The 24,900-nt window shown below is 54.7% G+C and carries 21 protein-coding genes and 1 tRNA gene; 11 read left to right on the forward strand and 11 right to left on the reverse strand.

Annotated features, from left to right (window positions below):
• Positions 1 to 26: 26 nt before the first annotated feature.
• From coaE to pilB, 4 genes are all read right to left on the reverse strand, one after another.
• The gene (coaE, locus tag J7J49_RS12730; protein WP_215093068.1) at positions 27 to 629 is read right to left on the reverse strand and encodes a dephospho-CoA kinase; all 603 of its coding nucleotides are present in this window, start codon (positions 627 to 629) and stop codon (positions 27 to 29) included.
• A gap of 81 nt (positions 630 to 710) precedes the next feature.
• On the reverse strand, positions 711 to 1,556 hold the full coding sequence (locus J7J49_RS12735; protein WP_215093069.1) for a prepilin peptidase: 846 nt from the start codon (positions 1,554 to 1,556) through the stop codon (positions 711 to 713).
• A 48-nt stretch (positions 1,557 to 1,604) separates the two neighbouring features.
• On the reverse strand, positions 1,605 to 2,837 hold the full coding sequence (locus tag J7J49_RS12740) for a type II secretion system F family protein (protein WP_215093071.1): 1,233 nt from the start codon (positions 2,835 to 2,837) through the stop codon (positions 1,605 to 1,607).
• A gap of 3 nt (positions 2,838 to 2,840) precedes the next feature.
• Complete coding sequence (gene pilB, locus J7J49_RS12745; RefSeq protein ID WP_215093073.1) at positions 2,841 to 4,598, reverse strand: type IV-A pilus assembly ATPase PilB; 1,758 nt, start codon at positions 4,596 to 4,598, stop codon at positions 2,841 to 2,843.
• Between the two features lie 238 nt (positions 4,599 to 4,836).
• Here pilB and J7J49_RS12750 point away from each other — a divergent pair, with 238 nt between their 5' ends.
• The 4 genes from J7J49_RS12750 (at position 4,837) to J7J49_RS12765 (ending at position 7,017) form a co-directional block, all read left to right on the forward strand.
• Positions 4,837 to 5,331, forward strand: a complete 495-nt coding sequence (locus tag J7J49_RS12750; protein ID WP_215093075.1) for a pilin — start codon at positions 4,837 to 4,839, stop codon at positions 5,329 to 5,331.
• 132 nt (positions 5,332 to 5,463) lie between these two features.
• A complete protein-coding gene (locus J7J49_RS12755) occupies positions 5,464 to 5,892 on the forward strand; it encodes an anti-virulence regulator CigR family protein (RefSeq protein ID WP_215093077.1) in 429 nt (142 codons plus the stop codon).
• A 94-nt stretch (positions 5,893 to 5,986) separates the two neighbouring features.
• Positions 5,987 to 6,808 carry an inositol monophosphatase family protein gene (locus J7J49_RS12760; protein ID WP_215093079.1) on the forward strand — a complete coding sequence of 274 codons (822 nt, stop codon included), beginning with the start codon at positions 5,987 to 5,989 and terminating at the stop codon, positions 6,806 to 6,808.
• 132 nt (positions 6,809 to 6,940) lie between these two features.
• Positions 6,941 to 7,017 (forward strand) — tRNA-Pro (locus J7J49_RS12765).
• Positions 7,018 to 7,224: 207 nt separating this feature from the next.
• On the opposite strand, the gene J7J49_RS12770 is transcribed toward J7J49_RS12765, so the two are convergent.
• From J7J49_RS12770 to J7J49_RS12790, 5 genes are all read right to left on the reverse strand, one after another.
• Positions 7,225 to 8,718, reverse strand: coding sequence for an MFS transporter (locus J7J49_RS12770; RefSeq protein ID WP_215093081.1), 1,494 nt, complete (start codon positions 8,716 to 8,718; stop codon positions 7,225 to 7,227).
• A 56-nt stretch (positions 8,719 to 8,774) separates the two neighbouring features.
• Positions 8,775 to 9,233: a universal stress protein gene (locus tag J7J49_RS12775; protein WP_215093082.1), complete on the reverse strand. Its 459-nt coding sequence runs from the start codon at positions 9,231 to 9,233 to the stop codon at positions 8,775 to 8,777.
• 72 nt (positions 9,234 to 9,305) lie between these two features.
• Positions 9,306 to 10,898, reverse strand: coding sequence for an MFS transporter (locus tag J7J49_RS12780; protein WP_215093084.1), 1,593 nt, complete (start codon positions 10,896 to 10,898; stop codon positions 9,306 to 9,308).
• Positions 10,899 to 11,136: 238 nt separating this feature from the next.
• Complete coding sequence (gene narL, locus J7J49_RS12785) at positions 11,137 to 11,805, reverse strand: two-component system response regulator NarL (protein ID WP_215093086.1); 669 nt, start codon at positions 11,803 to 11,805, stop codon at positions 11,137 to 11,139.
• The gene (locus tag J7J49_RS12790) at positions 11,805 to 13,703 is read right to left on the reverse strand and encodes a type IV pili methyl-accepting chemotaxis transducer N-terminal domain-containing protein (protein ID WP_215093089.1); all 1,899 of its coding nucleotides are present in this window, start codon (positions 13,701 to 13,703) and stop codon (positions 11,805 to 11,807) included. Before J7J49_RS12790 ends, narL begins: the two co-directional genes overlap by 1 nt.
• A 176-nt stretch (positions 13,704 to 13,879) precedes the next feature.
• Here J7J49_RS12790 and J7J49_RS12795 point away from each other — a divergent pair, with 176 nt between their 5' ends.
• From J7J49_RS12795 to J7J49_RS12805, 3 genes are read left to right on the forward strand one after another with little or no spacing between them, the layout of a single operon-like run.
• Positions 13,880 to 14,449, forward strand: coding sequence for a hypothetical protein (locus J7J49_RS12795; protein WP_251048291.1), 570 nt, complete (start codon positions 13,880 to 13,882; stop codon positions 14,447 to 14,449).
• A gap of 42 nt (positions 14,450 to 14,491) precedes the next feature.
• Positions 14,492 to 14,884: a ribonucleotide reductase subunit alpha gene (locus J7J49_RS12800; RefSeq protein ID WP_215093093.1), complete on the forward strand. Its 393-nt coding sequence runs from the start codon at positions 14,492 to 14,494 to the stop codon at positions 14,882 to 14,884.
• 9 nt (positions 14,885 to 14,893) lie between these two features.
• Entirely contained in the window at positions 14,894 to 15,280 is a 387-nt protein-coding gene (locus J7J49_RS12805; RefSeq protein WP_215093095.1) for a SirB2 family protein, read from the forward strand.
• Positions 15,281 to 15,443: 163 nt separating this feature from the next.
• Here the strand turns inward: J7J49_RS12805 and hmpA are convergent, their stop codons facing one another.
• Entirely contained in the window at positions 15,444 to 16,616 is a 1,173-nt protein-coding gene (gene hmpA / locus J7J49_RS12810; RefSeq protein WP_215093097.1) for an NO-inducible flavohemoprotein, read from the reverse strand.
• A 158-nt stretch (positions 16,617 to 16,774) separates the two neighbouring features.
• Between hmpA and J7J49_RS12815 the strand changes: the two genes are divergently transcribed.
• On the forward strand, positions 16,775 to 17,986 hold the full coding sequence (locus J7J49_RS12815; RefSeq protein ID WP_215093099.1) for an NnrS family protein: 1,212 nt from the start codon (positions 16,775 to 16,777) through the stop codon (positions 17,984 to 17,986).
• Between the two features lie 6 nt (positions 17,987 to 17,992).
• Here the strand turns inward: J7J49_RS12815 and J7J49_RS12820 are convergent, their stop codons facing one another.
• Positions 17,993 to 18,439 (reverse strand): Rrf2 family transcriptional regulator, encoded by a 447-nt coding sequence (locus tag J7J49_RS12820; protein ID WP_215093101.1) that lies wholly within the window; start codon positions 18,437 to 18,439, stop codon positions 17,993 to 17,995.
• Between the two features lie 322 nt (positions 18,440 to 18,761).
• Between J7J49_RS12820 and J7J49_RS12825 the strand changes: the two genes are divergently transcribed.
• Genes J7J49_RS12825 through narJ form a run of 3 tightly spaced genes read left to right on the forward strand, consistent with a single transcriptional unit; the run spans position 18,762 to position 24,896 of the window.
• Complete coding sequence (locus tag J7J49_RS12825; protein WP_215093103.1) at positions 18,762 to 22,544, forward strand: nitrate reductase subunit alpha; 3,783 nt, start codon at positions 18,762 to 18,764, stop codon at positions 22,542 to 22,544.
• A complete protein-coding gene (gene narH, locus J7J49_RS12830) occupies positions 22,541 to 24,103 on the forward strand; it encodes a nitrate reductase subunit beta (RefSeq protein ID WP_215093105.1) in 1,563 nt (520 codons plus the stop codon). The genes J7J49_RS12825 and narH overlap by 4 nt, the downstream gene beginning before the upstream one ends.
• Positions 24,096 to 24,896, forward strand: a complete 801-nt coding sequence (narJ, locus tag J7J49_RS12835; protein WP_215093107.1) for a nitrate reductase molybdenum cofactor assembly chaperone — start codon at positions 24,096 to 24,098, stop codon at positions 24,894 to 24,896. Before narH ends, narJ begins: the two co-directional genes overlap by 8 nt.
• The last annotated feature ends 4 nt before the right edge of the window (positions 24,897 to 24,900 follow it).

Genomic DNA, 24,900 nt, shown 5'->3' on the forward strand with positions numbered 1-24,900 from the left:
CCAATTGCGTTAACAGGTGCGATATCTCAGTCGTTAAGCGGTAGACGGTAGCGTTCATCAAGCCGTGCCACTTGTTCCATCATGCTGGCGTGGTCACCGCTGTTATCTATTACGTCATTTGCTTTGGCTAACCGTTGCTCGCGGGAAAGTTGGGCGGCGAGAATAGCACGCACCTGGCTTTCACTCACCCCATCACGCTGTTGGGTTCTTGATAATTGTAACGCTTGTGGCACGTCGACCACCACCGTGCGGTCCACTAGCGCATTTTGACCCGACTCAAACAGTAACGGTGACACAAGCAGCACATAGGGAGCGCCCTGGGTTTTGAGTCGCTCTAGATGCTCCAATAGTCGCTGCCTTATTCGGGGATGCGTCACCGACTCTAACCACTGCCGCTGTGCTGGATCGTTAAAAATAATCTCGCGTAGAGCGGCACGGTTAAGCGTGCCATCCTGGTGCATGACCTGATCACCGAAGCGATGCTGGATGGCTAACAGGGCCGGTTCTTCAGGCAAGACTATTTCTCTGGCAACATCGTCGGCATCGACCCAGGCGGCGCCGAGTGTTTCAAAGGCGCGAGCAACGGTCGATTTACCCGACCCAATGCCACCCGTTAATCCGATAATCATTTTCTGCCTCGCTTAGCCCACTTTTACATAGCTGAGTTTATATAGCTGAGTTTATATACCTCAGCTTTACATCGCTTATTTTTACATAAGCAGGCTGAGATATAGCGTCATTATTTCATCACCGACTAATAACGCCACCCAGCCAGCGAGTGCGAGAAAAGGCCCAAAGGGAAACGGTGTGCCGCGCAGGCGAGGTGAGTAGGCCTGGGCAATCAACCCAACAAAGGCCCCAAGCCCTGCGGAAAGTAGCAAAATCAGCGGTAAAAAACTCCATCCCAGCCAGGCGCCCAGCGCTGCCAGCAGCTTAAAGTCGCCGTAGCCCATTCCTTCCTTGCCAGTGGCTAGCTTGAAGAGCCAATAAAAACTCCACAGTGAAAGATAGCCCGCCATTGCGCCTATCACGGCATCCTGCAGCATGAGTGGCTGGAAGAGGAGCTGAAACACCAACCCCGCCCAAAGCAAAGGGAGGGTGATCACATCGGGTAGTAGCTGGGTACGGAAGTCAATGACAGCGAGCACCAACAGCATTAGGCAAGCGCCGTAAATGAAAAGCGCCTCTGACGTTAGCCCATGGAGTGAGAATACCGCTATGGCCAGTAAGCCGCCGGCTACTTCGACCAGTGGGTATTGAACGCTGATAGGTGTTTGACACGCAGCACAGCGCCCGCGCCGCTTTAACCAGCCAATTAGTGGCAAGTTGTCATGCCATGCAATAGGCGTTTCGCAGCGTGGGCACATAGAGCCAGGCGCAGCTAAATTAAAGCGCGGTGAGTATTCGGCGCTAAGTTCAAGTGCTTCGCGGGCTTCGTTACGCCAGCCACGCATTAGCATCACCGGAAGTCGTGTGATTACCACATTCAAAAAGCTGCCTAGACAGAGCCCAATTAATAGCACAATCAACCACACAATAATGGGAGGGTGGTGCATGTCGCTCCTTAGATTTCATTAAATTAGCGCTGTTTACACGTTTGAATCTTAGAGGGCAGAGCCCAAGTCAAAGATGGGCAAGTACATGGAGACCACTACCCCGCCTACCAGAACGCCCAGTACCACAATAATAATTGGCTCCATCAGCGAGGTGAGCGCATCAACTTTATTATCGACTTCTTCTTCGTAGTAATCGGCAACACGATTAAGCATGTCATCAAGCGACCCCGCCTCTTCACCGATACTGACCATTTGAATCGCCAAAGGGGGGAAGCGGTTGGTCATCCGCATGGCGAAGTGTAGTTGTTGCCCGGTGGCTACGTCTCGGCGCGTTTGTACTACCGCGTGTTCGTACACTTTATTGGCTGTAGCACCCGCGGCGGTGTCTAAGCCTTCAACGAGCGGGACGCCAGATGCAAAGGTGGTCGCTAACGTGCGCGAAAAACGTGCGATCGCCGATTTATGCATAATATCGCCAATGACCGGTAACCGAAGCAGCAGTGCGTGCATACGGTAGGCGACATTAGGCGAGTGCTGAATACTTATCTTGAGTAGCAACACGGTGGCAACTAGTGCGCCGAGTGCCGCTAGCCAATAACGCTGTGCAAGCTCGGATACATTAACGGTCATCTGGGTCAATGCAGGTAGTTCAGCATCAAAGCTATGGAACATACTTTCAAATTCAGGCACCACTTTAATCAACAGTAACATGGTCACTGAAATGCCAATCGTCATCACGGCGGTGGGATACCAGAGTGCCTTTTTAACCCGCGCCTTCAGCGACTCAACTTTCTCTTTATAGGTCGCAATACGATCGAGCATTTGATCCAATGTGCCTGACTGCTCGCCAGCACTAACTAGGTTAACAAACAGCCGGTCAAAGTGTTTGGGGTGACGGTGCAATGCATCAGAGAAGCTGGAGCCCGACGATATATCGCTCATCATCTGTTGAACCAGGGCAACCATGGCAGGTTTTTTGAGGCTCTCTGCCACCACTTGCAGCCCCTGTAATAAAGGAATGCCAGCGCGAATCATGGTGGCCATTTGGCGTGAAAAGACCATGACGTCGTTGGCATTAATACGGCCGCTGCCGCCCAGGTTGCCTTTTTTACTGATCCGGCGAATAACAATGTTTTGCTTAGTGAGTTCAGCGGCTACTTCGGCTTTACTGCGGCCAATCATCTCACCGCTTAGCGGTCTATCCTGTGGGCCTTTACCGATCCATTTCCAGCGCGCTAGCTTGATGGCGGAGGTTTGGCGTCGGCGTATCGTTTTAGCCATGCCTTACTCCTTGCTCACTCGGTTAACCTCTTCCAGACTGGTAATGCCCTGCATGACTTTCAATAATCCACTGCGGTGAAGGCCTGTATAGCCCTCCTTACGCGCTTGTTGATCAATATCTAAGGCGTTGGCATCACGCATGATCAGTTGTCGCATTGCTTCGGTAATCGGCACTACCTCATAAATGCCAACTCGACCTTTATAACCGTGGGTACAGTGCTTGCAACCTACCGGTTTATAGATAGTTGCCTGATGGATTTCTTCGCTGCTGAAGCCTTCTTTACGCAGTGCCTCGTGGGGAATATCACTGGACTCTTTGCAATGTATACATAGTTTGCGAGCCAGACGTTGGGCAATAATCAAACTAACGGCGCTGGCGATGTTAAACGAGGAGACGCCCATGTTAGCCAGTCGAGTCAGCGTTTCTGCCGCTGAGTTGGTATGCACTGTGGAGAGCACCAAGTGGCCAGTCTGGGCAGCTTTAACAGCAATTTCGGCCGTCTCGAGATCGCGAATCTCGCCTACCATGACCACATCAGGGTCTTGGCGTAGAAACGCCCTTAGCGCATTGGCAAAATCGAGGCCGATTTTAGGCAATACATTCACCTGATTGATACCCGAGACTTTGATTTCAACCGGATCTTCGGCGGTGCAAATATTGCGTTCCACTTTATTCAGAATATTAATGCCGGTATACAACGAAACGGTCTTGCCACTGCCAGTGGGGCCAGTGACTAGAATCATGCCTTGGGGTTGTTTTAGCGCGTGCTCATAATGGCCCCGTTGCTCGTCGGTAAAGCCCAGTTGCTCAATACCTAGCTGCGCGGTGGTAGGGTCTAATATCCTCAGCACCAGCTTTTCGCCATAAACGGTAGGCAGTGAGTTAACCCGGAAATCGAGAGAGTGGGTGCGGGAAAACTTAAGTTTTATTGCCCCATCCTGGGGCAGGCGGCGCTCGGAAATATCGAGGCGCGCCATGATTTTTAGCCGGGCTGCGATACGGTTGCGCATGGCAAAGGGTGGGCGTGCCACTTCGATTAGCATCCCGTCAACACGGAAGCGAACCCGGTAGAGGGTTTCGTAAGGTTCAAAATGGATGTCAGAGGCGCCCCGGCGGATTGCATCTAACAGAATTTTGTTCACAAACTTAACAATGGGCGCATCTTCATTATCCTGAGAAGATTCTTCCAGCGGAATTTCATGACCATCGTTATTTTGCACGCCGCTCAACGAATTAACCGTATTATCCAGCTCACCGAACTGATCAAACATGCCACGCTCGTTTTGAGCAAGGTAGCTATCGAGTGCGACCATGATTTGATCAACGGGAGCGAGGATGCCTTCAACACTAAGACCGGTCGCAAACTGTAATTCATCCAGTTGAGTCAACGTGACGGGGTAGGGCACTGCAACCGTCAGACGATGACCGTGGCGCGCTAATGGCAGTACGTTAAGGCTCTGCAGCACTTTAATGGGATAGTCCGAAGCGGGTGGGAGTGTCGTTAGTTTCACTGCCTCTAGGTCGATGACCGGTAGCCCGTACTCCCAACCAGCCGCCAGTGTCGCTTTACTAGGGACTACCAGACCGCTTTCAATGACATGCTGAAGTAACGATATTTCCAAGTCCGCGGCGGTGGTTTCCGCCGTGGCGGCCTGTGCGTCGGTTAACAAGCCGTGCTTAACCAAGCGCTGGGCAATGCCAAGCAGGCCACCACGCGCAGTGGCGTGTCTTAACGTTGACTCGAAGGAGGGCTGGCTCATCAAACAACCTGTTTTACATCGATATAAGCGTCTTACCTGTACCATAAACTAATGTTTATCGGCATTGAATGGCTTGTTATGCCATTTCGCTAAAGTGGTCGTCAACTAAGCTGGTACGCCAAAAGAGCGTGTTGTAAAAACACATCACGTAAGCTAGTGTAATCCTAATAAGTTTTAACTCTTTGTGAGAAATCTCCAGCCTTACAAAGACTTACTTATTCCCTAAGGAGATGCCTTCATGCCGAGTGCCGCACAAGCTATTGCACAGAACACCAAACAAGACGGTTTCACTCTGATTGAGCTGATGATTGTTATCGCTATCATTGGCGTTCTGTCGGCTGTGGCGGTGCCGCAGTACCAATCTTATATTCAGCGCGCCGAAGCGACATCCGCATATTCCACTTTGAAATCCCTGCAAACAGGATTTGATACTGCGGTGATTTCTGGGGTGAATCCTTCTGACGAATTTCAAACAGAGGATGGAGATGATGCGTTCGTAGACTATGTCGGCTTTAATGAAGATGATCTAACGGGTGGAAATACCCTCACTTATTCAGATTTAAATACCAATGCCCCTACAATTACCTTTAACTTTGGATCTATAGGCGCAGCTGCATCTGGTGAAGACAGTGCATCAAACACAATGTCAGTCACTAGAGAAGCGAGCAGCGGTAGTTGGATTTGTGAAGCAACTATTCCTGAGAATATCCTGCCACGCGGCTGCCAAGACTAAACCGGTAAAAAAGTAAGTCGCCAAGTTTGCTTTTACTTTCCAACTGCTCGTTGGAGCGCCTGTTTTGTTTCCATACTTCCTACGCATTTGTTCTTTACACTGAAAGCTCTGACCTTAAGCGAGGAGCTTACAGTGAAGCCTACCAACCTGATTGCCATAAGCGCGCTTGGCGCATTGCTACTCAATAGCGCCGCCTTCGCCCAGCCTGACCATGCCTCGGCTCACGGTGCCCGTGATAAAGGCCAGGAGCATGAATCTAACCGAGCTAGCCAATCCCACGATGAGCGGGTTGACTTGCCACGCATCAACGAGCGTGAACTACGTCAATTGCTGAGTCGGCATGACGCACCACGAGCAGAATCGTTGCCGCCCGGTATTCAACGCAACCTTGAGCGTGGCAAGCCCTTACCTCCGGGTATCGCCAAACGTTTTGACGGCCAGCTAGCGTCTCAATTGCCGCGCTACCCAGGCTATGAGTGGGAGCGTGTTGGCGCCGATGTGGTGTTAATTGAAGCGGCCACACGCATCGTTGTGGATGTGTTGGTAGACGTATTGCGCTAACCAAGATCATCAAAAGTCGGTTTGACTCGAAAATTACATCTGGGCGGCTTATGGTAGAGACTCATAGCATCATCGCGTTCTAAAGGGAGATTCAATGAGCGACCATACACTAGCCGCGCGTCTTGAAATTACTATCGCTATTGCTGAAGAAGCAGGGCAGATGATTATCAAGGCGCGGGAGCAGCAGGACTTTGCCCAGCGCTTAAAAAAGGATAACGAGCTAGTCACCGATGTGGATGTGGCCGTGGACAAGCTGATTAGTCAGCGCCTGGAAGAGCACTTTCCCGGTGAAGCGCGGCTGAGTGAAGAGCTTGCCCCCGAGAGCGCTGTGCATGAAGCGGCGCCGAAACTGTGGGTGGTGGATCCCATTGATGGCACGGTTAACTTTGCCCAAGGGCTTCGCCACGTAGCGGTTTCCATTGGCTGGATGGAAGAGGGCGTCGCCAAGGTAGGCGTTGTACATGCACCGTTTTTAGGCGAAACCTTTAGCGCTGCCGAAGGCGCCGGGGCTTATTGCAACGGTCAACCTATACAGCCCAGCAGTGCAGATTCTCTGGCGGACACCCTGGTAGGAACGGGATTTCCCTACCGTAAAGAGGAGCGTAAGCACCTTTTAAAGCGATTAGAGGCTGTTTTATTTGAGTGCCAAGATATTCGTCGTAATGGGGCTGCGGCGCTCGATATATGCGATGTGGCCTGCGGTCGACTGGATGCTTATTACGAGAGTGTCTCGCCCTGGGATTTCGTTGCAGGTTGGGTTATTGCCCGCGAAGCCGGCGCACGAGTTGGGCACTTATACCCTGTGCCCCCAGCGGTGCCTGAAGACATTTACCCGGATCATTTAATTGTAACGGCTCCAGGTGTATATGACGCCATGGCCTATTTGTTACTTGAGGCGGATCAACGTAAGTCATAAAGGACGATGAGAGCCATAGCGGTGTGTGACAAATACTTGAAAAGAAAGCGCTATAAGGGCTTTTCATTTATGCAAGAAACCGCTAGTATACGCACCGTCTTGAGGCAAAGATGTAGCGGCCAATAAAGACAGCGGAGCGTGGCGCAGCTTGGTAGCGCGTTGCAATGGGGTTGCAAAGGTCGCAGGTTCGAATCCTGTCGCTCCGACCAAAAATTATTAAAAACCGCCGATTTGGGTAAAACCAATCGGCGGTTTTTATTTGAGATAAAAACTGGCTTACGCCTTTCAGCCACGTCACCTCTTCAGCTTATTCTTAGTCGCATTAGCAAAGACTGACCTCTCCATGTTCGTCATTACACATCCACCAGGTCTAAGCGACCTGGAGTGTGTCTGTTAGTTAAAAATAGCCTGAACGTTCAGCGCTTGGCACCCTGCATTGCCTGCTCTTCGATATCTCTATCGACCGAAGAAACATAGTACTCGTCGTCAAAAGCGCCCTCCGGCTCCTTGAGCCATACCAGGCAGATCAGCCAGCTAATGAAAGCGCCAGTGGCGATGATGTAGAAGAACTGCGACGGAGTGACAAACGTAAAAATAGTCAGATAGACCACCGCGCCGACATTACCGTAGGCGCCGGCCATGCCCGAGATCTGCCCGGTGATGCGGCGCTTAATGGAGGGAATGATACCGAAGGTCGCTCCCTCTGCGCCTTGTACGAAAATCGAGGTGCCGATGGTCACCGCAATGGCCAGAATGAGCGGCCAACTCGAATTGAGCATGGCCATCAGCAAGAACCCAACGCTAATGCCAAACATGTAGCACAGCATGACGAAACGGCGATTGCCCATACGGTCGGATACCATGCCGCCCATCGGGCGCGCCACCAGATTGACGAAAGCGAACGACGCAGCGATCAGGCCAGCCGTTGCGGCATTGAGCCCCCAGGTCTCCTCAAAGAACATGGGCAGCATCGACACCACCGCCAGTTCCGCGCCGAAGTTGGCAAAGTAGGTGCTGTTGAGCGCGGCCACGCTATTAAATGAGTATTTATCATCCTCGGGTACTCCCTTGCGCAGGATTGGCAGGTTGACCCGCAGAATCTGTACGATCTGGTAAATAACGATCGCCACGATGACTAAGTAAGCGACGAAGGCACCGGTGACCGATAAATAGCCCATATACTGAATACGCCAGACCAGGATGGCGAGTACGCCGACCAGCGGGATCGTCCAGATGATCAGCTTGATCATATCGCCCCAGGAGCTCACTTCCATGGCGGCGGATTTGCGTGGCTTACGGTGAGCCTGGGCGTCCGGGCCATCGGTGATCGCGAACCAGTAGTAAACACCGTAAGCCGCCATAACAACCGCACTTTGCGCGATAGCCCAGCGCCAGCCATCGGGGCCGCCATACATACTCAGGGCGATGGTCGGCAGCGACATGGCCGCTACGGCGGAGCCGAAGTTACCCCAGCCAGCGTAGAAGCCTTCGGCGAAGCCGATGTCCTTGGGCTTGAACCACAGCGCTGTCATATGGATACCGACCACGAAGCTGGCGCCAATCGAACTCAGCACCAGACGCGCCACAAGCAGCTGCGTCATGCTGTTGCCGAAAGCAAACGCCAACGCCGGTATCGACATCGTCACCATAAGCACCGAGAACACCCGACGTGGGCCGAACCGATCCAGTGCCATGCCAACGATTATGCGCGCGGGAATAGTCAAGGCGACGTTGCAGATGGCGAATAGCTTGAGATCGTCCGTGGTCAGCCAGTCGACGCTCTTGAGCATGCTCGATGCGAGCGGCGCCATGTTGAACCACACGTAAAAGGTAATAAAGAAGGCAATCCAGGTCAGGTGCAGGGCCCGGATTTCAGGGCTGCGAAACTTGAATACAGCGGAAACTTTCATGGTCGTATCGTCCTATGTCCCGATGGGGGTATGTCCCAAAGGTGGGTAGAGGCTGCTCAAGGGCTGGGTAGGATCAACAAGGGACACTCGGCGCGCCGAGCCAGAAACGAGCTGACGCTGCCGAAGGTCATGTAATCGAGTTCGTCGACGAAGTAAGTCAATGACTTGGCGATAATGCCGCCGTCCGGCTGCTGGCTATGGCGGGCAATCACCAGTAGGTCTGGCGAGAGTTTGCGGGTGGCCTGAAGCAGCATCTTGCGAGCGTCCCCCTCGGCGAGAAGCTGCTCGGCTTGGAAACCCTCGCCAGTTGCAAACGCCACTCCCTCCTGAAGGTGCTGTTTCAGCTCGTCCTGCTCCTGCTGAAAAAGCGTTTCGTTGTTATCGGTGGCATCGAGTGGATTCTCCACCACACCGACCAGTACCAGCAGCGGCTGGTTGCAGCGGAACATGTTGACGACCTGGGCGAGTGCCAGCTTGGCGTTCCGAGAACCGTCATAGGCAATCATGATTTTCATGGTGTCCTCCCGCATTGGGGTAGGGGGGTAAGACCCGGAGCTTGGCTCCGGGCGTAAACACGCAAGCCGCACTCAGGGGTTCTTAACGTATGCACCCTTGCGTAGGTAGAACCACCAGTTGATGACGAGGCAGATAGCGTAGAAGACCGCAAAGCCGTACATGGCAAATTCAGGTGTGCCGGCCTGGATTTGCTCGCCCATTACCCGCGGGGCGATGAAGGCGCCATAGGCCGCGACGGCAGAGGTCCAGCCAAGTACCGGGCCTTTCTGCTGCTGATCGAAAATCACACCGATGCTGCGGAAAGTGGAACCGTTGCCGATACCACTGGCGGCGAATAACACAATGAATAGCAGCAGGAATAGCCAAAAGAATTGATTTGGATCGGTGGCGTTATAGGCCTGCATCATCACATAGCCGGTGGCGATGGAGACGACCACCATGATCGCAGAGATTATTTGGGTAACGATGGAGCCGCCCACTTTGTCGGAGATCCATCCGCCTAACGGGCGGATTAGAGCGCCCACGAAGGGGCCTATCCAGGCCCAGGTCAAAGCGCTGGGCGCCTCGGGGTTGGCCACGCGAATCAGCGTGCCATCGGCAGTTGCTTCCATCATGTTGCCGAAGATGACGTTGATGGAGAGAGGCAGGGCTGCTGAGAAACCGATAAAGGAGCCGAAGGTCAGGATGTAGAGAATGGTCATTGACCAGGTGTGCTTGTTGGAAAATATCGCGAACTGCTTCTGGATATTGGGCTTGATGTCGCCAGGAATCAGGCGCAACAACACAAGGGTCAGAACGATGGTTAGCGGCAGGGCAATCCACATATTAAGCCAACCGAGCGCCAACATACCGATGACGGCGGTCACCATGCCGACGCCGTAGAGGCCTAATATTTTGCTGAAAGCCGCCAGCGGCGAACCCGGGTTGGGCGTAATAGTGCGAAGATTGTTCATGCCGAACCAACCGGCGAACGCTAATGGGATCAAGAACACGAGCCAGATAAAGCCAGCATTCTGGATCCAGGTATCTGTACCGGCTTCGATCCGACCGATCAAGGTACCGCTGGCGCTTTGCAACTCCATTGGAGAACCGGCAATCGCGCCGAAGACGCCGACGGTCATTACCAGCGGGATCACAATCTGCATGGTAGTGACGCCGAAATTGCCCAGGCCCGCATTCATGCCCAGGGCGTAACCTTGCTGCTTGCTGGGATAGAAGGTGGAAATATTGCTCATCGAGCAAGCGAAGTTGCCACCGCCGATACCGGACAGCAGTGCCAACGACTGGAATACCCAGAACGGCGTGCCAGGATTTATCAAGGCGATACCGGTGCCCGCGGCGGGGATCATCAACAGCGCGGTGGTCAGGAAAATAGTGTTACGCCCGCCAGCGATGCGGATCATGAACGATGCTGGGATGCGCAGCGTGGCACCCGCTAGACCGGCAAGCGCCGTCAGGGAAAATAACTGGTTAACCGTGAACGGAAAACCCAGGTTCTGCATTTGGGTGGTGATCATTCCCCACATCATCCAGACAGCGAAGCCCATCAGCAGGCTGGGAATGGATATCCATAGGTTGCGGTTGGCGATGTGCTTGCCTTCCTGTTCCCAGAATTGGGCGTCTTCGACATCCCACTTCTCAATGTCGGTGTTTCTCTTGCTCATGGCGGTTTCCCCTTGGCATCAAACCTTTCTGCACTTAGCAGTTAGAAGGCAAGATACGCTTGAGGAAGAAATGGGGGAATAGGTGCAAATAGCAGTAAAATCAGCGACATACCTCTTGAGAGGTAGTCGCTAAAAGGCCCGGATTGATTGATTTTAAAGACAAAAAATCGAGAGGGGGTAAAGGCGGGTCAGAGCAAAAGTACTCTGGGAGTCTTTGGAGGTATCCACACAGAACCGATTAGTGATCGATACCTTCCTGGACTGCCCAGACGGCGGCCTCGACACGTGAGCGTAAGTTGAGCTTCTTGAGTAGGTGTTTAACGTGAACCTTGACCGTGCCTTCGGTAATATCCAGCTTGCGCGCGATGAGCTTGTTGGAGAGTCCGCCAGCAAGCTGTTGCAGAATTTCGCGTTCACGCTGCGTTAGGCTATGTATATCAGGGGTCGTGGGGGCATTGCGCTGATTACGCAGGGCTTCAGCGAGTAGGGCGGTCAGGCTCTCGCTGATCACCATACGGCCCAGGGCGGCCTGACGCAGTTGGCGCACCATGTCTTCGGGCTCCATATCCTTTAGCAGGTAACCATCGGCACCGGTGCGCAGTGCCGCGACAACGTCATCCTCATGGTCGGAAACAGTGAACATCACCACGCGGCCGCTATAGTTGGCTTCGCGAAGGCGCCGCAGCGCTTCCAATCCATTAACGCCAGGCATGTTTAAATCAAGTAACACCAGGTCAGGCTCAAGTTTGAGGGCCAGTGCAATGCCCTCTTCGGGATCGCCCGTCTCGCCAACCAGTTCAAGGTCGTCTTCTAGCTCAAGCAACTGAATCACACCGCGCCGTAGTAGTGGATGGTCGTCGATAATCATCAGACTGGCAGGTGTGTCTTTGGCGGTGGTCAGCGTCATTAAGAAGTCCCTGTACCTAAGTGAGAGTCGGAGGCAGCCGTAACAGGCTGCTGCTGAATTAAGCGAGCGGTCAACGGGGTAAAGTCTACCTCAACACTGGCTCCTCCGGTGGGGCGATTGGTGATGCTCAGTTGCCCATTCAGGGTAGTGGCACGGTCGCGTATGATCACCAAGCCGTAATGCATTGGCGGTGAGCCATCGTCTTCCAGGCCGATGCCGTCATCCTCGATACGCACTAACAAGCGGGCATCGGCGAATCGTACGGTGACCTTAGCCCAATGGGTTTGGGCGTGTTTGTGGGTATTGGCCAGTGCTTCACGAATGATCTGCAGTACGTGAATTTCTTCATTGGGGTTAAGCAGATAAGGCGGCACATCGTAGTCAAGTTCGACCGTGGCCTCCATACGCTGGCAGAACTCATCGACGGTCTGGCGCAGGGCAAATTGCAGCCCCGGCCCCTCAAGCTTGAGTCGGAAAGTGGTGAGTAGCTCACGCAGTTGACGGTAGGCGCTGTTCAAACCGGTACGTAGCTCGTCGAACACCGCAGACTGCGCCTCTCGGGTTGCCTCTTTTTGCTGCATGCGTTCGAGTCGGGCGACCTGCATCTTTAGGTAAGATAGTGATTGCGCCAGAGAATCATGCAGTTCCCGCGCGATGATGGTTCGTTCGTTGATCAATGTGACGTGCTGCTGCTCTTCGATACGCCGCTGCAGGTAAACCGCCGTGGCCAGCTGGTCGGCTAACATGGTGAGCAGGCGACGAGTACTATCGTTGAGCCGCTCCTGGGGATACCACACTTCCAGGGTGCCTAGCAGCGTATCGCCTACGCTGATCGGTAGCAGCAGGCATTGCGACTGGTTATTGGCCACCAGATCCAGGGGGCGAGGATCAATCAGGCAGGCATGACAATCCTGATCGCGGCAGTACTCAGGGCGGGTACGCGAATGCGTTTCCAGTACCGGCATTGCGCGTTGATCGAAAGGGTCTTTTAATGAAAGGCGTATCGGCCCGATATCCAGCAGCTTTTCCAGTTCGCGCAGCATGGGGGCTGCGCTAGAACAGAGGTCGTTACCGCCGCCATACAGCGTGCGACTGGCATCGTGCATCACCCGCAGCGCCTGATTACTGCGCTCAAGCTCCTGTTTCTTGCGTGATATCTTGTCTTCCAACGCGGCGTAACTTGTTGCCAGCTCGGCAGACATCTTGTTAAAGGTATGGCCCAATAATGCCAGCTCGTCGCTACCGCGGAGCTGTGAACGTGGCTTGAAATTACGCTGTGCCGCCTCCCGGGCCAGTACCATAAGTTGGCGCAAAGGCACTACCAGATTGTAGCGAACATCGTAGAGAGCGATGGCGACCACTATCGCAATCAACACTAAAAAAAGCACTTGCATCATGCCCAGCAGCCGCACCTTGGCCTCAGTGCTTTGCTCCAGGTAGGTGACTAGCATCTCGATGTCATTGACCATCGCAACGATCATCGCTTCTAGCGTATCCAGGTCAAGCGCTGCAGCGGTGGGCGGTGCTTGTAGTGCCGGGCGAAGCGTGTACTGCCAGTAGGTTTGAAGTTTTTCCAGTTGACGGCGACGCTCGTGACGATCATCAGCGGGGATCGTTTGTTGTAGCGTCGTGCCATGCAAACGCTGATCGAAACGCGTTATCAGCTCTTCGAGCTGCTCTTCACTCGTCTCTTCAGGGGCATACTCCAGGCGCTGCAAGGCCCCTAATATCTGATAAGCATTCATGCGTAATGAGCCAGCGACATTGATCGCGGCCGCGTCGCCACGGCTGCTGTTAGACATTGCCATGGTCAGGGTGATGCTAATGAGTGCCATACCGCTAATGGCAAGCAGAGACGCAATGATGCGAGCAACCAGGGAGCGTTGAAGTAATTTCATGGCAGTTCCGATAGCGCGGAAGGGGTAAGAGAGTGTGACAGTGTCTGCATCTTGATACGAGGGCTATTCCTTTGGAGTTAGTCGACCTACCTCCAATGTTTTTTGACCTACGTCAGGTATTTACCGACAATTCTGGCATGCCTTCAGATGTCTTAATACTTTCGCTGGGAAACGTCATGCCACCACCCGTGCCGCCTCCCACGTTGGAGACATCAACACAGCCAGTCAATGGTTACCAGTTACTGGTAGCTATGCTTTTAATGCCACTGGCAAGCGCATTGGCGGTGGCTAGCTGGACACTTTACGCACTGCTCGCAAAGCAATCCCTCTATGTGCTGATACCGTTGAGTAGCGGTGTGCTGCTGGCCTGGCCGGCTTGGTATTTCGCCACGCGGGGCGACACCTGTCGCTTGATGCAGTGGCTTTTGCTGGGGCTCGCACTTGCGCTGGGTGGGTTTGGAGTGGCAAGCCGTCCGTGGGAGTTTTTGTTGGTGGGGGCCGGACTTGGGCTGGGAGGTGCGGTGGTTACAACTGGCATCGCCCACGCCAAAGGCTGGATGCCTGATCGCTGGGTGCTTCTTCTTGTAGCCTTGTGTCTCGCTTTAAGCGCAGGCGTAGGGTTTTCCTTACGGATGACGCCTCTGGTAGTACAAGCCTATGGCTGGCGCGCAGCGCCACTCAGCCTCTTGATCCCGCTGTTTATGATAATGCTGCTGTTGTGGCTTTTCGTAGAATCACCCGAGTAACGCCACCTACTAATCTTCCCGGCTAGGGATAAGGCCCATTATATGACCATAGCGACGTTTGCCGATTTACTGCAGGAAGCGCATAAACAACCTAAACCCCAGCGCCTATTGTTTGTGTTCGTTCGCGCAGAACTGCCCGATTTTCCCGATGCTGAGCAGCGTCGTCGCTTCGAACAGGGCGAAGGTGGGGTGTTGGTGCCGGTGATATGCGTAGACAAATCGACCAAAGAACTGAGCAGCATGTCGGCCTTAGTCGAAGAGTCTCGCCGCACCGAGATCGAATGGGATCTGGTGTTCGCTGCGGCCATGGATGACCCAAAGGACGAAGCCGAGGTTGAACGGCAGCTCCAGCGCATGATGGAGTCACTGCAAATGGGTAATATCACTTCTTTTCTTGCCTTCGATCCACACGGCGATGCGGTTAATGTCGGCTAGGGGGTGACCATGGAGCACTATTTTCTCATCAAACACCTGCACATGACCGCCGCTGCACTGAGCATTACACTTTTCGTGGTTCGCGCCTGGTGGTCGGTGCGGGAAAGCCCGCGACTCCACGCCCGTTGGGTCAAGATACTGCCCCATCTTATTGATACGGCCCTGCTGGGGCTGGGGGTAACCTTGATGGCGCTACTCTCCGTATGGCCCTGGCAGCTTCCCTGGCTTGGTGCCAAACTGCTGGCGCTGTTGGCCTATATCGGTATTGGCAGCATTGCGATTAAGCGCGGGCCAACGCCCAAAGTGCGTGCCGTGGCCGCCGTCGTAGCGGTGGCCATTTTCGCCTATATGGTGGGGGCTGCTATGCGCCACAGCTCCCTTTCCTGGCTGGCCTAATATATTAGCCTTATCCATTTTTAGTGAGCGCTATGGTGTCTCTAGAAATGGATTGGGCCGATTATTGCAACATGTTCAAGTATTGGCGCAGTATTTCGTCATAGCATCTAGATAGGTAGCTCGGAAATGTTCGCCCGGAAATGTTAGCCCTAATCGCCCATTATCAAGCTGCGTCGAGCGGGCGGGATGGGCCAAAATGCTCGAAGTGGCGGCGATCCTCGTCAATGCCCAACTCAGACAAGGCGCTGTTAATCGCCGTCATAAATCCTTGGGGGCCAACGAAATAGCAGCGTGCCTTGAGATCAGGCAGGTAGTGAGCTAATAAGCTGCGGTCGATACGACCAATATGCTCGGCTTCGTTGCCGTGTTCATGGATGCGAACGGCTTGAAGGCGTTGAGGATACTCGCTTTTTAGCGCCTCTAATTCCTCTTTAAAAGCCTGATGCTCGGCATCCAAGGCCGCGTGTAGATAGGTGACCTGCCGTCCAAGGGACAAAGCATGGCGTGCCATGGGGAGGAGGGGCGTTTGACCAACGCCGCCGCTAGCAAGTAGTAGAGGCTCATCACCCTCAACCAACGTAAGGTTACCTGCTGGCGGTAACAGCTCCAAGGTGTCGCCTGGTTGTAGGACATCATGGAAATGGCGGCTGACTTGGCCCTGTTCTTCACGTTTGATCGAGATTCGATAGCTTTGGCCATTAGGCGTGTCCGAGAGGCTGTAGTGTCGATAGACCAACTCGCTGTTTATAGTCAAACGTACGCCGATATACTGACCGGGCTCATGGTTCGCCACGCAGCCGCCATCCTCGGGTTCCAGAATAAAAGAACGGATTAACGTACTTTCCTGTCGGGTGCTGGCAATCTTGAAACGGCGTGTGCCCCGCCAACCGCCTGGGCGCTGCTCGAACTCACGATAGCGTTGGTCTTCAAGGTCAATGAGTAGGGCGGCTAGCTCATTGTAAAGAGCGCCCCAGGCATCAGCGATTTCTGGTGTTACGGCATCACCGAGTACTTCTCCAATCGCCGCCAGCAGACACTCACCTACAATAGGATACTGTTCGGGAAGAATACCTAGCGAGACGTGTTTGCTGACCACAATATCCAGGGTGGCACGCGCTTGAGCAGGATTGCTGCGAAGTTGGACATAGGCCAACACGGCGCTGGCTAGGGCACGAGGCTGGCCGCCACTTTGCTGATGAACCTCATTAAAGAGCGGTTTGACCTCTGGATAGCGGGTAAACATCAACGGGTAAAAGCGCTGGGTAATTGCATTCAGGTGTTCTGCAACAACAGGAGCGGTCGCGTTGATTAGTGTTTCTTGCTCATTAGTTAGCAATGTCAATCCCTCGGCATATTAAGAAGTATTTCATATGAATCTTAATGCCGTGAGTCTATAAATGCTAGCCATAAGATGTATTTTTGATACATGTCATGGTCTGCGTTGATAGCTAGGCGCACAATCATATTTCCAAGTAATTTAGTCGGGATTACGCCATGCCAATGACCACCTCATCCGAGCCTGCTTCAAAACGTGAGCATCTGCCATTAATGCGTCTGGCTTTTAGGCCTTTTTTTCTGCTGGCTGCGCTGTTTAGTGTGGCGTCCCTATTAGTATGGCTAGCCTTCTGGCACGGCCATATTTTGCTGCGACCTTATGGCGGTTTGGTGTTCTGGCATCAGCATGAAATGCTGTTTGGCTTTGCAGCGGCTGTGGTCGCAGGATTTTTACTCACTGCTGTACGTAACTGGACAGGATTGCCGAGTTTAAATGGCTGGCCGCTACTGGGCGTGGTGGTGCTGTGGCTATCGGCAAGGATACTGATGGCTTTTCCCATGGGGTTGTCTGGGTGGCTGCTGCTGACGGTTGATCTCGCGTTCCTGCCGGTCGTCGCTATCGTTATGGCGCACCTGGTGATCACCGCAAAGCGTTGGCGCAACTTGGTCTTTATACCTGTGCTGTTGCTGTTTGCCATTGCTAATCTGGCGATGCACTTAGGAGTGATGCAGGGTGACGCCGAGTTAATTCGCCAAGCTGCCTACTTAGCCGTGCTGTTAATCACACTGATGATGACCGTCGTTGGCGGGCGTGTGATTGCCATGTTTACCGCTAACCGTTTGGGACGAACCAAACCTGACCCTATTCCTTTACTAGAAGGAGTGACGCTGGTTAGCACGGCTTGCGTAGTCGTGCTGCAGCTGGTCGTCATGCTGGGTGTTGTCATGCCTACTTTATTACTGGGTGGGGTGATGCTGTTAGCGGCGCTGGCTAATAGTATTCGTATGGCGCGCTGGGGTGGGCTGCACAGTTGGCGAGAACCCTTACTTTGGGGATTGCACGGTAGCTACGCCTGTATTCCGCTAGGGCTTGTTATGTGGGTCTTGGCACTCATGGGGCTGATGCGCGCAGAACTTGCTATACACGCCCTGACTATTGGGGGCATGGGCACTATGATGCTGGCCATGATGTCTAGGGTTTCGCTAGGTCATACGGGCCGCCCCATACGCACTTTGCCGGGTATGGGTGTGGCGCTAGGCTTAATGCTAATAGCCGCCTTAGTGCGCTCACCCGTTTTGGCGTTATTTCCCCAGATCACCCACTGGACTTACACGCTGAGCATTATCTTCTGGTGCGTGGCCTACGCAATATTCCTAGTGCACTACACTTGGCCGTTGATGCAGTCGCGAGTCGACGGGCAGGATGGCTAGGGAGTGCTAGGCGCTGACGGTAGGAATGCGCATAAGTTGCGCCAATTGAGATTGTTGACTGCCCAGCAGGTCGGCCAATGTGAAGTGGTCGAGTACACCTAGAAATGCTGATAGTGCGTCATTAAGTATCGGTTGAAGGCGACATGCCGGCGTAATGATGCAGGCATTGTCGCTATGAAAGCACTCCACTAGCGCCATGTCATGCTCCATCTCGCGTACTAGCTCGCCTAACCCAATAGTGGCGGGGGCACGTGTCAGCAGTAGGCCGCCATTCTTGCCACGAATAGCGGTAACGTAGTTCTTTTGACTTAGCTCCTGAACAATTTTCATCAAATGATTGCGTGAGATATTAAACGTCTCGGCAATTTCATTAATCGTAGAACGCTCCTCTCCCTTGGCCGCAAGAAAGATCAATACGCGTATCGAATAATCAGTGAATCGGGTGAGGTGCATGGAGTGCGCTTTGCTCCGAAGTAATCCAACTATAAAAAGCATGTTGTATGAATGTTCAGTGAGTTGCAATGTAAACGTGGTTGAAGCCCTGCAAGCACATCTGGTTTTGCAAAAGTCAGCCCTCGCGCACGCTGTAATTCACGTTGTTATTTCAACAGCGCCAACTGTCTATTCCTTTACGTTGGCCGCTCTATCACCTTGTGGGTAGATAGGGTGTATATGGAGGTAATCACGCAGTAATCCGCTGTTCGATCGCGCAGAATCCACTCCATGGAACCCGCCTGACGGGTATGCAAATTTCCGAGGAGCCTGGAGATCGACCATGAGTCACTTCATAGATCGGCTGAATTTCTTCCGCAAGTCCCGCGAGCCTTTTGCCAACGAACACGGCGAACTACGCAGCGAATCCCGCCAGTGGGAAGATAGTTATCGTGCCCGCTGGCAACACGACAAAGTGGTACGCAGCACCCATGGTGTGAACTGTACTGGATCTTGCAGCTGGAAGATCTACGTTAAGAACGGTTTAGTTACCTGGGAAACCCAGCAGACTGACTATCCCCGCACACGACCTGACCTGCCTAATCATGAACCCCGGGGCTGCCCACGCGGTGCCAGCTACTCCTGGTACATGTACAGCGCCAACCGCCTTAAGTATCCATTAGTGCGCAAGCCGTTGCTGGCGCTATGGCGCGAAGCGCTGAAGGCGCATCCTGACCCGGTCGACGCCTGGGCGTCGATTGTCGAAGACCCCGCCAAGACCAAGCAGTACAAGCGTGCCCGCGGTATGGGCGGCTTCGTTCGCGGTAACTGGGACGAGCTCAACGAGCTGGTCGCGGCCTCTAACGTTTACACCGCGAAGCAGTACGGCCCCGACCGGATCATCGGCTTCTCGCCGATTCCTGCCATGTCGATGGTCAGCTACGCCGCAGGTAGCCGCTACCTGTCGCTGATTGGCGGCGTCTGCATGAGTTTCTACGACTGGTACTGCGACCTGCCACCCGCCTCACCGATGACCTGGGGCGAACAGACTGATGTACCCGAGTCAGCGGATTGGTACAACTCTGGCTACATTATCGCCTGGGGCTCTAACGTGCCCCAGACGCGTACCCCGGATGCCCACTTCTTTACCGAAGTACGTTACAAGGGCACCAAGACGGTTTCGATCACCCCGGATTATGCCGAAGTCTCCAAACTGACCGACGAATGGCTGTCCGCCAAACAGGGCACCGATGCCGCTTTGGCGATGGCCATGGGCCACGTGATTCTCAAGGAGTTTCATCTTGAGAACCCCAGCGCTTATTTCACCGACTATGTGCGCCGCTATACCGATATGCCCTTCCTGGTGGAACTGGAAGTGCGTGAAGATGGCAGCTTTGCGCCGGGTCGCCAACTGCGTGCCAGTGATTTCGATGCCGCCCTGGGCCAGGAAAACAATCCCGAGTGGAAAACCGTTGCCTGGGACGAAACCCGTGACCAGCTGGTGGTACCACGCGGTTCCATCGGTTTCCGCTGGGGCGAAACCGGCGACGAAGTGGGCAAGTGGAACCTGGAATCGCTGGACGCCGCAGGCACCGAGATCAAACCGTTACTCAGTTTAGTCAATCACCACGATAGCGTCGCGAGCGTAGCGTTCCCGTACTTCGGTGGCATCGAGCACGAGCACTTTGAACACGTCAAAGGAGCCGGTGTTGGCGCCGCCGATGACCTACTGTTCCACAACTTGCCCGCAAAGCGGCTGAAGAGAGCCGATGGCAGTGAGATGTTGGCAGTCACCGTTTTTGACCTGATGTGTGCCAACTACGGTATCGACCGTGGCTTTGCCGGTGACGGCGAAGATGATGGCGCCACCTCGTTTGACCAGATTCGTCCCTATACCCCCGCGTGGCAGGAGAAAATCACCGGCGTCCCAGCAGAGCAGTGCACCCGCATTGCCCGGGAATTCGCCGATAACGCCCATAAAACCAACGGTCGTAGCATGATCATCGTCGGTGCCGGTATGAACCACTGGTACCACATGGACATGAACTACCGCGGCCTGATCAACATGCTGGTGATGTGCGGCTGTATCGGTCAAAGCGGTGGCGGCTGGGCCCACTATGTAGGTCAGGAAAAACTGCGCCCGCAAACAGGCTGGACGCCGCTAGCCTTTGGTCTTGACTGGCAGCGCCCGCCGCGCCATATGAACTCTACCTCGTTCTTCTACAACCATTCTTCCCAGTGGCGTTACGAGAAGCTCGAGATCAAAGAGATCCTGTCGCCGTTGGCCAAGGCTGAGGATTACCCCGGCAGCCTGATCGACTTTAACGTGCGCGCCGAGCGTATGGGCTGGCTGCCATCGGCGCCGCAGCTTGGAAGCAACCCGCTGCGCCTGTCGAAAAAAGCCGCAGCCGCAGGGTTGTCGACCGCTGACTATGCGATTCAGCAGCTTAAGAGTGGTGAACTGCGCTTTGCCGCGGAAGACCCGGATGCACCAGAGAACTTCCCGCGCAATATGTTTATCTGGCGCTCCAATCTGTTGGGCAGCTCCGGTAAGGGCCATGAGTACATGCTCAAGTACCTACTGGGGACTCGCCACGGTATCCAGGGCAAAGACCTGGGCGACTTCGGCGGCCTGAAACCCGAAGAGGTCGTGTGGCGTGACGAGGCGCCGGAAGGCAAGCTCGACCTGCTGGTGACGCTGGACTTCCGCATGTCCACCACCTGCCTCTACTCGGATATCGTGCTGCCTACGGCGACCTGGTATGAGAAGGACGACCTTAACACTTCTGACATGCACCCCTTTATTCACCCGTTGACTGCCGCCACCGATCCGGCTTGGGAGTCGCGCAGCGACTGGGATATTTACAAGGGCATTGCCAAATCTTTCTCCAAGGTGTGCGTAGGCCACCTGGGCGAGGAGACCGATCTGGTCACGCTGCCGATGCAGCACGACTCGCCAGGAGAATTGGCCCAGCCAGCGGTGATGGATTGGAAGAAGGGTGAATGCGCGCCGATTCCCGGCAAGACCATGCCAGCGCTGATTGAGGTCAAGCGCAACTATCCTGAAACCTATGAGCGTTTCACCTCCGTGGGGCCGCTGCTGGAAAGTATCGGAAACGGCGGCAAGGGTATCGCCTGGAATACCGATGCTGAAGTGGAGCTGCTGGGCAAACTCAACCATCGTAAGTTGGATGGCCCGCATAAAGGCCGCCCGTTGATCGACAGCGCTATTGATGCCGCCGAGATGATTTTGACCCTGGCCCCGGAAACCAACGGCGCCGTGGCAGTAAAAGCGTGGGATGCACTCTCCAAGATTACCGGGCGTGACCACACCCACCTGGCGAGGCCCAAGCATGAAGAGAAGATCCGCTTCCGCGATATCGTCGCCCAGCCGCGCAAGATCATCTCCAGCCCGACCTGGTCTGGCCTTGAGGATGAACACGTCTCCTATAACGCCGGTTATACCAACGTTCACGAGCTGATTCCCTGGCGCACCGTGAGTGGGCGTCAGCAGTTCTATCAGGATCACGCCTGGATGCGCGCGTTTGGTGAAAGCCTGCTGGTCTATCGCCCCCCCATCGATACCAAGGCGGCCAAAGGCTTTACGCTTCCCGCCGACAACGGCTTTAAGAGCAAAGCGCTGAACTTCCTCACACCGCACCAGAAGTGGGGCATCCACTCCACTTACTCGGACAACCTGCTGATGTTGACGCTTAACCGCGGCGGCCCGGTGGTTTGGCTCTCCGAGGCGGATGCCGCAGAGATCGATATCGAGGACAACGACTGGATCGAGGTCTACAACGCCAACGGCTCGATTGCCGCGCGGGCTGTGGTCAGCCAGCGGGTCAAGGCGGGCATGGTGATGATGTACCACGCCCAGGAGCGCAATGTGAACGTCCCAGGTTCCGAGATCACCGGCACCCGGGGCGGGATTCACAACTCGGTCACCCGTGTCTGCCCCAAGCCTACCCATATGATCGGTGGCTACGCGCAGCTCTCTTACAGTTTTAATTACTACGGCACCGTCGGCTCAAACCGCGATGAGTTCGTGTTAGTGCGCAAGATGAAACACGTTGACTGGCTGGATGGTGAAGGCAATGACAGCGTTCAGGAGGCCGTGAAATGAAGATTCGTTCCCAGGTAGGCATGGTTCTCAACCTTGACAAGTGTATCGGTTGCCACACCTGTTCGGTGACCTGCAAAAATGTCTGGACTAGTCGGGAAGGCATGGAGTACGCCTGGTTCAACAACGTCGAGACCAAGCCCGGCATCGGCTATCCCAAAGAGTGGGAGAACCAAGCCAAGTGGAAGGGCGGCTGGATGCGCCGTAACGACGGCCGGATTGAACCGCGCATTGGTGGCAAATGGCGGGTGTTGGCGAATATCTTCGCCAACCCCGACCTGCCCGAAATGGACGACTACTACGAGCCGTTCACGTTCGACTACCAGCACCTGCATACCGCCAAGATTGGTGAGCACCAGCCGGTGGCGCGTCCCCGCTCGCTGATCTCCGGCCAGCGCATGAAAAAGATCGAATGGGGCCCCAACTGGGAAGAGATCCTCGGTACTGAATTCGCCAAGCGGCGCAAAGATGCCAACTTCGACAAGGTGCAGGCGGATATTTACGGCCAGTTCGAAAACACCTTCATGATGTATCTGCCGCGCCTCTGCGAGCATTGCTTGAACCCCACCTGCGTGGCGTCCTGCCCCAGCGGTGCGATCTACAAGCGGGAAGAGGATGGCATCGTTCTCATCGACCAGGACAAGTGCCGCGGCTGGCGGATGTGCATCTCCGGCTGCCCCTACAAGAAGATTTACTACAACTGGAAAAGCGGTAAATCCGAGAAGTGCATTTTCTGCTACCCACGTATCGAGGCCGGTCAGCCGACCATCTGCTCCGAGACTTGCGTGGGCCGTATTCGTTATCTCGGTGTCCTGCTTTATGACGCTGACCGCATCGAGGAAGTGGCAAGTTCGCCGGACGAGCGCGACCTCTACCATCGCCAGCGCGAGATCTTCCTTGATCCCAATGATCCGGAAGTGATTGCCCAGGCTAAACGGGATGGTGTCCAGGATAACGTCATCAAGGCTGCCCAGGCCTCTCCGGTCTACAAGATGGCGATCGACTGGGGGCTGGCGCTGCCGCTGCACCCGGAATACCGCACGCTGCCGATGGTGTGGTACGTGCCGCCGCTGTCGCCGATTCAATCCGCCTTTGATGCCGGGCATGTGGAGTTTGACGGCGTCCTGCCCAAGATTGAGTCGCTACGTATCCCAGTGAAGTACTTGGCCAACCTGCTGACCGCTGGCGAAGAGGAGCCCGTGGTGTTGGCGCTCAAGCGCTTAATGGCAATGCGGGTCTATATGCGCGGCAAGCACGTGGAGGGCGCCCCCAATGCCGAAGTGCTCGATGCCGTAGGCTTGAGCGTCGCCCAGGTAGAGGAGATGTACCGCTACCTGGCGATTGCCAACTATGAGGATCGCTTCGTGATCCCCACCAGCCACCGCGAGATGGCCACCGAAGCCTTCCCCGAACGCGGTGGATGCGGCTTTACCTTTGGTGATGGGTGCCACGGTGAGAGCCAGCCCAACCTGTTTAATGGCCGTCAGCAGACCAGCGTTTTGGTAAAACCGGTAGAGGTCTTCGACCCGCAGCCACAACTTGAGGAGTCGCGTCATGACTGAAGCCGCTATCCAATCGCCGACCCCGGTAGAGACGTTGTTCGAGCCGCTGCAGGGCATGCGTAGCCTACGCGTACTGGCCCGCCTGCTCGATTACCCGACCCAGGAACTGCAGGACGCCTGCGGCGAACTCATCGAAATTCTCAATGCCGAGCGCCGCCTGGGGGCGGCTCTAAAATCGTCGCTAATGGCGTGGTGTCAGCGTCTTCAAGAGGGCGACCTGCTTGAGCTGCAGGCCGAGTATGTGGCGCTGTTCGATAAGGGACGAGCTACCTCGCTGCTGCTGTTCGAGCACGTTCATGGTGAATCCCGTGATCGTGGTCAGGCCATGGTGGATCTTATGGCTGAGTACAGCGCGGCCGGTTTTGAGCTGGATGCCCGCGAACTGCCCGATCATCTACCGGTGTTCCTTGAGTACCTTTCCATGTGCGACGAAGCCGAGATCGGCCGCTGGCTGGGTGAAATACGCCATATCCTGGCGCTGCTCACCGCTCGGTTGGAAGAGCGGGGAGCGGATCACGCCCTGGTGCCGCTGTCACTACTGGCATTAATTGGGGCCGAGGGCGATGTGGAGGAGCATCGGCCCCAGGTCAAGAAAGAAGTGCCTGATAACACCCCCGAAGCCTTGGACGCTGTATGGGAAGAAGAAACGGTGCGCTTCTCGGCAACCTCTGACGAGGATTGCGCGCTGCAGTCTGCTGAAGGACGCCGTCTTGCTGAACGTAAAAATTCCGTCAAGAGCGAGGCTGTTCGCATTATGCCCGCTGCCTCAACAACCTCTTCTGCCAATCGTTAATAGG

The sequence above is a fragment of the Halomonas sp. ISL-56 genome, assembly GCF_018612805.1.
In the GTDB taxonomy this organism is placed as follows: Bacteria; Pseudomonadota; Gammaproteobacteria; order Pseudomonadales; family Halomonadaceae; genus Vreelandella.